Origin of the sequence: Bacillus sp. CH_70 (assembly GCF_038007045.1) — a bacterium.
Lineage (GTDB): Bacteria > Bacillota > Bacilli > Bacillales > Bacillaceae_G > Bacillus_A > Bacillus_A cereus.
In genome coordinates this window covers 1,858,322-1,870,098 of sequence record NZ_JBBOWL010000001.1, presented here as the reverse complement: position 1 = coordinate 1,870,098, position 11,777 = coordinate 1,858,322, and the positions used below count along the sequence as shown (strand labels likewise).

Sequence of the window (11,777 nt, the reverse complement as noted above, 5' to 3'; positions counted from 1 at the left end):
CTCGATAAATGCTTATTTTTTGTCAAGAGAAAAATGTATTTTCAAAATTCAAACTCGAAATAATGTTATTCAAAAATAGAAAATAACTTCCCTCTCCCTCGACTAAAAGTTCATTTTTTTGTCATTTTTTCCATAACAAATAAAAAACTGAGAGTCAATTAGACTCCCAGTTTTTTTATTTATTTTGCTGTATGTTTTCTAACGGCTGGTAATATTTCAGTAGCAATTAATTCAATATTTTTCTCAATTTTATCAAATGGTACACCGCCAAAATCAATTTGTGCCATAAAGCGTTGTTGCCCAAACAATTCATATTGGTAAAGCATTTTCTCAATGATTTGTTGTGGGCTACCAATCATTAAAGCATCGCGGTAATCTATTGCATTTGTAAATTGCGGTTTCGGATACCCACCACCGCGCAGTGTAAGCATACCAGCATTAATGTGAGGGTAATATTCACTAAGTGCATCTTGTGAATTTTTTGCCGTATAAAATAAACTCGTTGTCGCAACTGGTAAACTAGCTGGATCAAATCCACTTTGCTGAGCAGCCTCGCGGTAAGCATCTACTGACACTTTAAAGTTAATTGCTGGACCACCAAGTGTTGTTATCATCATTGGCACACCTGCACGTCCTGCTTTAATTGCACTAGCTGGCGGTCCACCAACCGCACGCCAAATTGGCAGGTTATTATTTTTAGCTCTAGGGATAACTGAAGCATGCTCAAGTGGTGCTCTGAACTGCCCATTCCATGTTACATGTTCCTCTTTATTAATTTTTAATAAAAGATCCATCTTCTCTTCAAATAACTCTTCATAATCATTCACATCATAACCAAGTAAACTATATCCTCCAATACGAGATCCACGACCAGCTACGATTTCAGCACGACCATTAGAAATCAAGTCAATGGTAGCGAAATCCTCATATACTCGAACTGGGTCAGATGTACTTAATATCGTTGCGGAACTTGCAATTTTTATATTTTTCGTAGCTTGCGCGACCGCACCTAAAATAACTGTATGAGCTTGCGTTGTAAAATGCGTTTGATGACTTTCGCCTACAGCAAACACATCAAGCCCTGCCTCATCTGCTAACTTAGCTGTTTCAATTAGTTCGTGAATTCTTTTTTCTGGCGTAATTTTCTCCCCATTATGTGGATTTAAAACATGATCGCCAATTGAATATAACCCAAACTCAATTCCTTTTCTTGTATCTATACGGTATTTTTCCATAGTTACTCTCCCCTTTAATAATGTAGTATTAGTTTTTCTTCTAAAAACGTTGGTAAGTCAAGTATATCTCCGTATTACCTACCTCATCACTTGATTAGTCAATTGATAAGGTAAAAAAAATTACTCTTGCGGTAATTCTTTTTTTTCGCTATGCTTATGAACTTTCGTCATCAGCTCGTATAATATTTTCTGCTCTTCTTCATTTAATACATCATCAAAAAACGAAGATTGAAATGCAAGTTGCTCTGGCAATGCTCTCTCTAAAGCAGCTTCTCCTTGCTCTGTAAGACTAATTGTTTTCGTTTTCCAATCTTGTTTTCGTACAATATATCCTTCTTTTTCAAGACGAGTTAACATTCGAGAAATGCCACCTTGTGTAACAGTTACCTTTTCAGCTAACTCCATTTGTGTGAGTGGTTGATACGTACGTATTTGCAAAAGCACATCAAATTGAGCTGTCGTTAAATCAAAACGTTTTAAAAACTCATTTGACATTTGATTACTTTGGTTCGTAAATCGTATTAAACGTAACCATATTAATGATCCTATCGTATTATCACGCATGTTTCATCACTTCCTAGCGTTCATCTTACTATCACTTTACTACGCAAGTGATAAAAAAGCAAGATAAAATGTAATAAATATAGCGATAGAGTATTGCATAAATAATGATAAGTAAGAATTCATATAAACATGAATTCTTACTTATCATTATTCTTAACTTTTCATTTCATGCATTACTATATTTAAAGCTGCCATAGCTTTTGGTCAACCAACGTAAAAAGCCATATGTGTTATTAATGCAACCAATTCATTCTCCATAACCCCATTTTGTTTAGCTAGCTTCAGATGAAATTGTAATTGTTCTGTATTACCGAGACTGATTAGTGCTGACACAGTACACAAACTTCTTTCTCTTAATGTTAAAGTGGCATCCCGCCACACTTCCTCAAATAATATCTTTTCACTATAATGAGCAAATGCAGGTGCCATTTCTCTCATTTTCTTTTTAATCTGTACTTCAATAAGTTCATTCTTCATTTTTTTCTCCCTTTATTTTCACCATTTGTGCTATTCCTTGACCAAATGACCAGTTTTCAGCAGCTGTCTCATCTAGTGTAATAAAAATATCCGAAACTTTAACGTCGGAATATTGCGGGATTTTTAAGGATACAGATTGATACAAATCTTTTTTCTGTTGCACCGTTCTTCCCGGTCCACATGTAATAGAAACATAAATCATATTCTCTGTTCTCTTTTCTCCTCTTTCCAACAAATAATATGGATTATATAAAAATTTGTTTTGTTGGTAAGGTAAGAACATTTGAAAATAATCATTTTCAGGGATGTTAAAATGTTCAATTAATGAAAGATGGATACATTCACCCATTTTTTCCAACTCTTCTTCATTTAATATGTTTTCAGAATAATAAATCTTCACAAAAGGCATAGACTTTCATTCCTTTTCTTATTTTTTTATATGCAACAAAATTTCATCGTGAAATGTGTAAAATCTCATATACTGTAACACCCTTAGTCACTACAATATCAGGCTTCTCTTCATAAAACTCAAACCTACTATATCCCCATTTATCCGGATTATAAACGATTACATTCCCTAAACACTTTTCGTTGTTTTGTACATCTTCATTCATAGTGCTTAATTGAGTCCCAATCAGTGTTTTACTTTGAGAAATACTTCCTGCATATTCAACAACATATCTACTTTTCTTAAATCCATCACTTAGATTAACCACTAATGGAACACCTATATGTATTTGTTGCCATCCAAAAGATTGTAAAATGTTATCGTAATACCCTTCAAAGATAAATTTATTCATCCCTTCATGACCATTCCAAATATATAAAGGTGCATAGCAGTTATAAAAATTCCCGTCTTTCTCCGTTTCCGTAATTAAATAAGCTTTAAAATTTAGTTCTTGGAAACCATCAGTTTTATAGCCATTATCCTTTACCCTTTTCTTAATAATTTCCATGTCATAATCCTTTGGAAGAATGACCTTATATTGCATTCCAATCATGTTTACCACTCGCTTTCAATCTTATATACATTATGATAAATCGATAAGCGGCTAACGTAAAATAGGTATAAATTATGTTTGGTATCATTTATAATGATAGTGCATAAGGGGCTGAGATACATGGAAATAAATGATCTTATTATATTCAAAACTGTGGCCAGTGAGGGTTCTATTAGTAAAGCTGCTAAAGAGTTAGGATATGTTCAACCGAACGTAACTGAGCGAATCAAAAAATTAGAACAAGAATTAGAAACGCCTTTACTACATAGAGATAACAAAGGTGTTTCCTTGTTACCTGCTGGTGACATTTTATTAGATTACACGAATAAAATATTAACTCTATTAGAAGAAGTAAAAGATGAAATTAAAACGAGTGGTTCTTCTTATATAATAGCGACGTCACAATCTATTTTGACAAATTATTTAAGTAAGCGTATTAAAGTAAATTTCAGAAATTATCAAATATATGTAGAAAGTAGTAGTCATTTGCAAAAATTACTGCAGCAACAAAAAGTTGATATGGTCATAACTTATGAGGATTATCCTGACGCATCGTTTAAAAAAGTGTTCACAACCTCAATTTCTGTAGGCTTATTAAAAGCGAAAGAAAAATGTACCATTGATTATTCAAAAGAAATTTTCTTCGTTAGCAATGACAAAAAGTGCCCTTTTAGGAATAAGACAATACAATTTCTAAAAGAAAACAATCTATCTCAGCGACAACTTCAACAGTTGGATTCTTATTCGCTTATGGAAGAGTTTATTGCTGATGGAAAAGGAATAGCTTTTTTACCGATTAAAAATGATACATTAGTAATAATTGAAGATGTTCCCCTTGAGAATTTAGCTGTTCATTTTTTTACGAATCAAACCTTTATAAAGCATATCCCTGATGAACTATTTGATTAATAAAATGACTTTGATTACAAACTTTTTTCAAAATAAAAATCCCTCTTTAACGAATATAAAAGAGGGATTTTTATTTTGTATACAATTGATTTTTCACACGTTTTGCTCCACTTCTGTACTTTTCTCCTTTTTATTCCTTTTAAAACTCTTCAATTTCTTAACCGTCCCAACCAATCCTTTCGGAAAAACGAGTAGCACGATAATATACAATAAACCTAGAATAATCGTCCATCTTTCAAAAATCGGATATTCCGTCGCTAGTTCTGATAAATAATATTTTAGTGATTCAATAATCCCAGACCCAGCAATAGCTCCAATTAATGTTCCCACTCCTCCAATCATTGTCATTAAGAGTGCATTTAGTGTCATTTCAATTGAAAATACAGTCGTATTGACAAAGCGCAATGTAATAACAAATAAACCACCGCTAATTGCAGCTACTATTCCTGCGACTACACTTGCGATTATTTTATAATGGAGGACTTTATATCCAAGTGCTTCAACACGTTGTTCATTTTGTGAAATTGCCTTTAATACTTTCCCAATAGAAGACTTTGTAAAAAGACGTAATAGAATAAAAATGAAGCATAAACATACAAGTGATACATAATAAAAAGTAAAACGATCACGGAATATTTCTGGTACCCCAAATGTAAAACCATCTCCTCCGTGAGTAAGCCCACGCCATTTTTCAGCAAGTACGAAAAACAACTGTGAAATAGCAAGTGTTAACATTGCATAAAAATGACTTTTCAATCGTAAAGAAAGCAAACCAATTATATAACTAACGATTGCTGAAACGATAATTGCAGCTACTATTCCAATTAAAAAGTTCGTTATTGATACGCCTTGTCGATCAAATAAAAGCGCTACCCCATATGCTCCTATCCCAAAGAACATACAATGACCGAACGATACAATTCCTGTATACCCAAGCAATACATCAAAACTCATTGCAAAAATAGCAAAGATGAAGATTTGAGTGAACAAAATTAACAGGCTCCGTGAATCATTTACGAACGGAAATACACTTAAACAAATGAGCATACATACTCCGAAGTATACTTTAATTCGGTCCGATGTGTTGTTCACCATTTCACCCCTTTTCACCAACAAGTCCAGTTGGCTTCACTATTAAGAAAAATAGTAACATTAACATATTAATTGCAAGTGATAAATCTGGTATAAAATACGCTGTAAAAGCACCAGCTAATCCGACAATTAAAGAAGCAATAGCTGAACCTTGTACGCTTCCTAATCCACCGATAATTACTACTATAAATGCTAAAATTGCATACTGCATGCCCATCTCGGCGAAAATAACGCCCGAATACGGTGCTAATAAGAATCCTCCCAAAGCTGCCATCCCTGCTCCTAATAAAAAGACGAAAGAAAATATCGCTTTTACATTAATACCAAGCGCTGGAACCATTTCTTTATCCATTACACCTGCACGAATCATAAGACCTATCTTCGTCTTTTTGAGTAATAGTAGTAGTGCAATGTAAATAATTATCCCAATCAAAATAACAAATAGACGATATTTAATTAATATAATACCTCCGGATGTAAAACTTCCTTGTAACCATAACGGTAATTTTGCACTAATAGGGTTTGGCCCCCAAAATATTTTAATACACTCACTAAGAACGAGCATTCCTCCAAGCGTAACGAGCAGCTGTCGAACATGATTTCCATATACCGGCCTAATAAGAAACCTTTCTAAAATAAATCCTAGGAACATTCCCATGGCTACTGCTCCAACTAAAGCTAATATATAACTTCCTGTCATATTAAATAACCAAACACCTGTAAATGCTCCCCATGCAAATAAACCACCGTGTGCAAAGTTTAAAACGCTCATTAAACCAAAAATAAGTGAAAGACCTGATGCTAACAAAAAAATGAGCATCCCTGTTGAAATCCCATTTACAAATAAATTGATTAACACATCCATCCTTTTCACCTCGGATTCATGTTAAGAGATTCCTAAATATTTATGACACATTTCCTTATCCTTTTTTAATTCATTCATAAAACCGTTATGAACAATTCGTCCGTTATCCATAATGTAAAAATAATCGCCAATTTGACTGGCCATCATAAAATTTTGCTCAACAAGTAAAACTGTTGTTTTCTCTTTCATCTTCAAAATAGCTACCATTAATTTCTCCACCATTATCGGGGATAGCCCTTTGCTCGGTTCATCAATAAGTAATAATCCATCACTATTAATAAACGCTCTTGAAATAGCCAACATTTGCTTTTGCCCTCCGCTCAAGAGCCCACTTTTCTTATTCCAAAACTGCTTTAAATCCGGAAATAGTTCCAGCATCCACTCTATTTTCCCTTCTACTTCCTCACCTTTTCCCCTAGCAAGAGCGAAAGTTTCTTCTACTGTCAAATCATGAAAAATACCTTGATTTTCTGGTACATACCCTATTCCTTTCCTTGAAATTAAATGTGTAGGTAATCCACTCACTTTTGCACTATCATAATAAATTTCACCATCTGCAATGCGGTGAAACCCCATCACTGAACGTAATGTCGTTGTTTTCCCTGCCCCATTTCTACCAAACAGTACAGTAATCGTCCCTTTCTCAACAGCAAGAGATACTCCTTGCAAAATATGAAACTGATCTAAATACGTTTCTATATTATTCACTTGTAATAGTGCCACTATATAATCCCCCTAAATAAGCACTTTGTACACGCTCATCTTTCATAATTTCTTCTGGCAATCCTTCAGCCAATAACTCTCCATGAAATAAAACGATAAGATGATCTGACAAACCTAGTATCATATCCATTTTGTGTTCGATAAGTACAATTGTGCTCTCGGGATGTTTCTTAATATTTTCAATCACTTGTAATATAGCAGGGACTTCCTCAACCGAAATACCTGCCGTCGGCTCATCAAGTAATAACACATCCGTTTTTAAAGCTAATAACATCGCAAGTTCTAGCTTCCTTTTCTCTCCATGTGCCAAATCTTTCGCTAATACGTTCTCTTTTTCATGAAGTAATACTGTTTTTAAGAAACGTCTCGCCTCTCCAACTTGTTGCTTTAATTTTGCTGAACTCGGGAAAAAACTATAGTAATCTTGTACGAATGATTGAACACTTAAACGGACATTTTCAAGTACCGTTAATTCTGGGAATATGTTTGTAAGCTGAAAAGAGCGACCGATTCCTAAGCGTGTTCGATCTGAAATCGATAGTTTTGTAATATCTTGCCCTTTAAAATACACTTCACCTGTTGTGGGTGAAATCTGTCCACTTAGTAAATTAAATAACGTTGTCTTCCCCGCACCATTTGGCCCAATAATAGAAATGAGTTTTCCTTTTTGGACAGTTAAATTTACATCTTTAATAACTTGATGTTCACCAAAAGATACACTAAGATTTTTCGTCTCTAGCAAATGTGTCACGAAATCCCTCCCTTTAAAGCCGTGAGTATGAAAGAAATATGTATAAAGAGGGTCCCCCCTCTTTATACAAAAACAACAGAAAATTCAGTCTATTTATTTTGAACTGGTGGTTCTGTTTCTTTCATCGTTAATTCTCGCTCTAACACTGGCACCGGATAATCAACACCGTCTTGCTTTTTCAATGTGATAGAATACAGTGTCTGCATCGCTTGGTGGTCCTTCTCTCTAAACTTCATCTTTCCTTTCGGTGTATCAAATTCCATTCCTTCCATTTTCTTAATCAAGGTATCTACATCTGTATCACCTTTTGTTTTCTTTAAGGCTTCTACAATAGAAATTGCTGCTGACATTCCTCCTGCTGTAAACAAATCTGGCACTGCACCATTAAAACGTTTTTTATGCTCTTCAACTAGCCAATCATTCACTTTATTTTTTGGAAGTGTGTGATAATATACAGAAAAACCTTGCATACCTACTAATGCATCCATTGTTTTTAATGCTGGTATATCTGGCGCACCTGTAGAAATTTTAATACCTTGCGCTTCCACATTCATATCTTTCAACTGTTTCCAAGGTGAATTTGCCCCTGCCCAAACGATAAATAAATAATCTGGTTTTGAACTAATGATATTTTGAATATTCGCTGTAAAATCTGTTGAATTTGTATCCGCGTATTGCTCATTCACAATGTTCGCACCTAATTTTTTCGCACCCGCTTTAAATGCAGCAATCCCTTCACGACCAAAAGCGTTATCTGGGGCAAATGTCGCAATCTTTACATCTTTTTTCGCAATTGCTGCTGCTCCTGCAATCGCATCTTGTGAGGAACTTCTTCCAGTTCTAAAAATATATTTATTCCAGTTCTTCCCGGTAATACTATCCGCAACTGCCGGTTCTACAACCATAATCTTTTCATATTCCCCGGCCAGTGGTAAAACCGCTAACGTATCACTTGAACTAGACGATCCAACTAAAAAATCAACTTTCTCTTCTTCTAATAACTTCGTAGCTTTTTTAACTGCTACATCCGCTTTCGTTTCTGTATCTTCTACAACAAACTTAATCTTTTTCCCATCTACTTTCCCAGTTCCACCAGTTGCATAATCTAACCCTAATTCAAATCCGTTCACTGTTTGTTTTCCATACGATTCTAGCGGTCCTGTTAAAGAAGCAAGGACTCCTACCTTAATCGTTTTTTCATCCTCTGTACTTGTTTTCTTTCCTGAACAAGCTGCCGTTATTAATAACGAACCTAAAACACAACCAGTAAACATTGTTTTTAGCCACTTACGTTTTTTCATCGACATTGTGATCCTCCCCATACTTTACTTTCTGATAGAATCAAACACGCCAAAATCCCCTGTCCGTAATCATGACTAACTAATTCGATAGATAATGGAAAACTCTTGTAGTACCCTCTACATTCGGCACAAATATATAATCACCTTCCTATGTAATGGAAACGGACATACAATCAATATATATTCTGCAATCCAATTGAAAATACTGTTTCATTTCAGTAATGACCATACAAAAAGACTAACTTATTTTTAAGTTAGTCTTTTCCCCTTAATTAGAGTTAAGTTCTACTTTCTCTAACCCTTCAGCCAATTGTTTCTTATCTAGTCCTTCTCCTATTACTACTAAGTTTGTCGGGAAACCGAAGTCTTGTTCTAATAAAGTTGGTACTCCGAACGAATATTGGAATAGGTGAGGGTATTTATCTCCATGGAATTTCACAAAACCTTTTACTCGATAAATACTATCTGGTAAATTCGAAAGCCATTCATATAATTTGTCTTGATCAATCGGTTTCGTAAATTGATACGTCATTGTTTGTATATGTAAATGCTGTTTGACATGTAGTGTCTCGTGTTCCTCATCATTTGGAAATTCTGCTTCTTCTATATCTTTTAAAGATATATTACAATACTTTGTCTCATACATTTTCGCATGATCATTTATTGCCTTTACTTCTTCAAATACTGTATTCTTATCTTCATCTGTTAGTAAATCTGCTTTATTAACAAGAATGTGACTACCAAATTTCAGTTGCTCATGCAATAGCTGTTGTACATTTGCACTTAATATACTTCGATTTAACCACCTTACTGCATCTAAAACGACTACAATTGATTTCACTTCCAGAAAAGGAGCTAAAATTGGCGAGACACACGCGTCTAACACTTCAATTGGATGCGCAACACCTGTCGTTTCTATATAAATTACATCTGGTCTTTCTTGTTGGTATAACGAATGTAATTGTATTTCAAGCTCTTCTTTTAATGTACAACAAATACATCCTTTAAGAAGTTCTCTTAAAACATTCTCTTTTCCAATAATATCTGTATCTACCGAGTATTCACCAATTTCATTCATTAATACTGCAACTTTTCTATTCTTCTTTTTCTCTGCTAACAATAAATTTTGTAATAATGTTGATTTTCCACTACCTAAAAAACCACCTAATATATGAATCTCCACTTTATTCATTCAACCGACCATCCATTTCTTTACTTCAAATGTATTCAAAGCGTAATAATTACGATTTATATTTATCATTTTATTAAAAGAATGACCATTTGTAAATATAAGAGATTCACTGTTCATTTACTTCATATGCAACTCTAACTCCAGACTCAATTGCCCCTTGCATCCATCCATGTGTTAATGTCGTATGCTCTCCTGCAAAATGTACTTTTCCAGATGGTGGTGTAATATACGGAAATAACTCGAGCTCTTGGCCTGGTTCGAAAGCTGTAAATGCACCGCAAGAATACGGATTTTTACTCCAGCTAAAAGATGTTCCAGTGACAAACTCACTATAGACGATGTCACCGTATATTTCCGCTAAATTTTTTAATGCGTAACGAATACGATCTCTTTGCGGGAGACTATCCCATGTTAACGCCTCATCTGCCCACGTATAACTTGCTATAACGATAGCTGGTCCTGGAGTATGAATGCCATAACTCGGATAGTATGTAAACCGTATCGGTAAATCAGTAATAGATTTACCGCCACACTGTCCCGCTTTCTCCCAAAATCTACTTTTAAACTCTATTGCAATTTTAGTTGCAGCAATATAATTTAATTCACGAATTGCTCTTTTTTTAAAATAAGAGAATAAATAGTATGGCTGAACTTCTACAAATCTTAACGCTGAAAATGGAATTGTAATAATAGCAAAATCACTTGTTATTGTAAATTGCTCTAACGTTTGTTCATGATTTCCTTGTAACATTACTTTATTATCTTCTTGTATGATTTTATCAACCTTATACGGCATTAAAATATGTTCTCTTAATTGTGGTAAGAATGCATTCGATAACTTATCCATTCCACCAGTTATTTCATAATATTTCGTTGTTGAAGTAAAGAAAATCATTTCACGTAATACTTCAATTAAGGACATTCCCATATAAGCTTCCATATCAAGAAGTACCCCAATCATATCTATTGCACCATCTGAATAATACTCCATTAAAAATGAACCAAGCGAATACGTTTTATACTTTTTTTCAACAATAAGCCAGTTTTTATCAGGATCCTTCTTAATATAATTTAGTATTGGTTCTAATACCTCAATCATTAGCTCTTCTGCCGTTTTTCCTTTTTCTTTATCCAAAACCGGATATTCAAGTACACTTGGATCATTTTCAAACACATTCAATCTCGTTTGAATGTTATTCGTATAAATGATATCTGCAAAAGTTTTATTTATAAAAAGGTTTAAAGGTAGTTTAAATTTATGAATATACGCTAAGGTTAACTTATGGGTATCAGGGATTCTCATCGGTCCCGCATTAAAATATAAACCCACACTAAATGGTTCCCGAATCGTATACACCCTGCCACCTATTCTGTTATTTGCTTCTATAATCGTCACTTCGTGCCCAGCCTCTTTTAATAAAGAACCTGCAACTAATCCAGAAATCCCTGCACCTGCAATCGTAATCCGTTTTGGGTTATTCTTTTTAACAAGCCCTGCATGAATAATATGAAGCATTTCTTCCATTGCTAATGGGTTCCCCATGCCATTTCTCCTTTTACAAAGGATTTTACTGAATTATATTCGGTTCACTGAATTCCTATGTTTTGTTCGCGGATTTGCACGGATACATTTTCAAATACTTGAATATCTTTTATAAAATGTAATA

The 11,777-nt window shown here is 34.2% G+C and carries 13 protein-coding genes; 1 reads left to right on the top strand and 12 read right to left on the bottom strand.

Annotation, left to right across the window (positions count from 1 at the left end; all coding sequences use genetic code 11):
- Positions 1-179: 179 nt before the first annotated feature.
- From N2V79_RS09625 to N2V79_RS09605, 5 genes are all read right to left on the bottom strand, one after another.
- Positions 180-1,235: an LLM class flavin-dependent oxidoreductase gene (locus N2V79_RS09625; protein WP_069355423.1), complete on the bottom strand. Its 1,056-nt coding sequence runs from the start codon at positions 1,233-1,235 to the stop codon at positions 180-182.
- Positions 1,236-1,355: 120 nt separating this feature from the next.
- Positions 1,356-1,799 carry a MarR family winged helix-turn-helix transcriptional regulator gene (locus tag N2V79_RS09620; protein WP_001205523.1) on the bottom strand — a complete coding sequence of 148 codons (444 nt, stop codon included), beginning with the start codon at positions 1,797-1,799 and terminating at the stop codon, positions 1,356-1,358.
- A 204-nt stretch (positions 1,800-2,003) separates the two neighbouring features.
- A complete protein-coding gene (locus tag N2V79_RS09615; RefSeq protein WP_069355422.1) occupies positions 2,004-2,276 on the bottom strand; it encodes a carboxymuconolactone decarboxylase family protein in 273 nt (90 codons plus the stop codon).
- On the bottom strand, positions 2,266-2,685 hold the full coding sequence (locus N2V79_RS09610) for a tautomerase family protein (RefSeq protein WP_053564739.1): 420 nt from the start codon (positions 2,683-2,685) through the stop codon (positions 2,266-2,268). Before N2V79_RS09610 ends, N2V79_RS09615 begins: the two co-directional genes overlap by 11 nt.
- Positions 2,686-2,728: 43 nt before the next feature.
- Positions 2,729-3,277, bottom strand: a complete 549-nt coding sequence (locus tag N2V79_RS09605) for a DUF4865 family protein (RefSeq protein ID WP_053564740.1) — start codon at positions 3,275-3,277, stop codon at positions 2,729-2,731.
- Between the two features lie 120 nt (positions 3,278-3,397).
- Between N2V79_RS09605 and N2V79_RS09600 the strand changes: the two genes are divergently transcribed.
- Positions 3,398-4,186 carry a LysR family transcriptional regulator gene (locus N2V79_RS09600; protein WP_000404994.1) on the top strand — a complete coding sequence of 263 codons (789 nt, stop codon included), beginning with the start codon at positions 3,398-3,400 and terminating at the stop codon, positions 4,184-4,186.
- 93 nt (positions 4,187-4,279) lie between these two features.
- On the opposite strand, the gene N2V79_RS09595 is transcribed toward N2V79_RS09600, so the two are convergent.
- The 7 genes from N2V79_RS09595 to N2V79_RS09565 form a co-directional block, all read right to left on the bottom strand.
- Positions 4,280-5,233 carry a branched-chain amino acid ABC transporter permease gene (locus N2V79_RS09595; protein WP_002083259.1) on the bottom strand — a complete coding sequence of 318 codons (954 nt, stop codon included), beginning with the start codon at positions 5,231-5,233 and terminating at the stop codon, positions 4,280-4,282.
- Positions 5,234-5,282: 49 nt separating this feature from the next.
- The gene (locus tag N2V79_RS09590) at positions 5,283-6,143 is read right to left on the bottom strand and encodes a branched-chain amino acid ABC transporter permease (RefSeq protein ID WP_340719801.1); all 861 of its coding nucleotides are present in this window, start codon (positions 6,141-6,143) and stop codon (positions 5,283-5,285) included.
- 21 nt (positions 6,144-6,164) lie between these two features.
- Complete coding sequence (locus tag N2V79_RS09585; RefSeq protein ID WP_001196696.1) at positions 6,165-6,866, bottom strand: ABC transporter ATP-binding protein; 702 nt, start codon at positions 6,864-6,866, stop codon at positions 6,165-6,167.
- Positions 6,844-7,617, bottom strand: coding sequence for an ABC transporter ATP-binding protein (locus N2V79_RS09580; protein ID WP_000149338.1), 774 nt, complete (start codon positions 7,615-7,617; stop codon positions 6,844-6,846). The genes N2V79_RS09585 and N2V79_RS09580 overlap by 23 nt, the downstream gene beginning before the upstream one ends.
- Positions 7,618-7,706: 89 nt before the next feature.
- On the bottom strand, positions 7,707-8,924 hold the full coding sequence (locus tag N2V79_RS09575) for a substrate-binding domain-containing protein (protein WP_000062000.1): 1,218 nt from the start codon (positions 8,922-8,924) through the stop codon (positions 7,707-7,709).
- A gap of 262 nt (positions 8,925-9,186) precedes the next feature.
- The gene (locus N2V79_RS09570; protein ID WP_001044939.1) at positions 9,187-10,110 is read right to left on the bottom strand and encodes a CobW family GTP-binding protein; all 924 of its coding nucleotides are present in this window, start codon (positions 10,108-10,110) and stop codon (positions 9,187-9,189) included.
- Between the two features lie 106 nt (positions 10,111-10,216).
- Positions 10,217-11,653 carry a flavin monoamine oxidase family protein gene (locus N2V79_RS09565; RefSeq protein WP_069355421.1) on the bottom strand — a complete coding sequence of 479 codons (1,437 nt, stop codon included), beginning with the start codon at positions 11,651-11,653 and terminating at the stop codon, positions 10,217-10,219.
- Positions 11,654-11,777 lie beyond the last annotated feature (124 nt).

Coding starts and splice junctions, on each gene's coding strand:
- N2V79_RS09625 (WP_069355423.1), bottom strand. CDS start 1,235: ATGGAAAAATACCGTATAGATACAAGAAAAGGAATTGAGTTTGGGTTA.
- N2V79_RS09620 (WP_001205523.1), bottom strand. CDS start 1,799: ATGCGTGATAATACGATAGGATCATTAATATGGTTACGTTTAATACGA.
- N2V79_RS09615 (WP_069355422.1), bottom strand. CDS start 2,276: ATGAAGAATGAACTTATTGAAGTACAGATTAAAAAGAAAATGAGAGAA.
- N2V79_RS09610 (WP_053564739.1), bottom strand. CDS start 2,685: ATGCCTTTTGTGAAGATTTATTATTCTGAAAACATATTAAATGAAGAA.
- N2V79_RS09605 (WP_053564740.1), bottom strand. CDS start 3,277: ATGATTGGAATGCAATATAAGGTCATTCTTCCAAAGGATTATGACATG.
- N2V79_RS09600 (WP_000404994.1), top strand. CDS start 3,398: ATGGAAATAAATGATCTTATTATATTCAAAACTGTGGCCAGTGAGGGT.
- N2V79_RS09595 (WP_002083259.1), bottom strand. CDS start 5,233: ATGCTCATTTGTTTAAGTGTATTTCCGTTCGTAAATGATTCACGGAGC.
- N2V79_RS09590 (WP_340719801.1), bottom strand. CDS start 6,143: ATGGATGTGTTAATCAATTTATTTGTAAATGGGATTTCAACAGGGATG.
- N2V79_RS09575 (WP_000062000.1), bottom strand. CDS start 8,924: ATGTCGATGAAAAAACGTAAGTGGCTAAAAACAATGTTTACTGGTTGT.
- N2V79_RS09570 (WP_001044939.1), bottom strand. CDS start 10,110: ATGAATAAAGTGGAGATTCATATATTAGGTGGTTTTTTAGGTAGTGGA.
- N2V79_RS09565 (WP_069355421.1), bottom strand. CDS start 11,653: ATGGGGAACCCATTAGCAATGGAAGAAATGCTTCATATTATTCATGCA.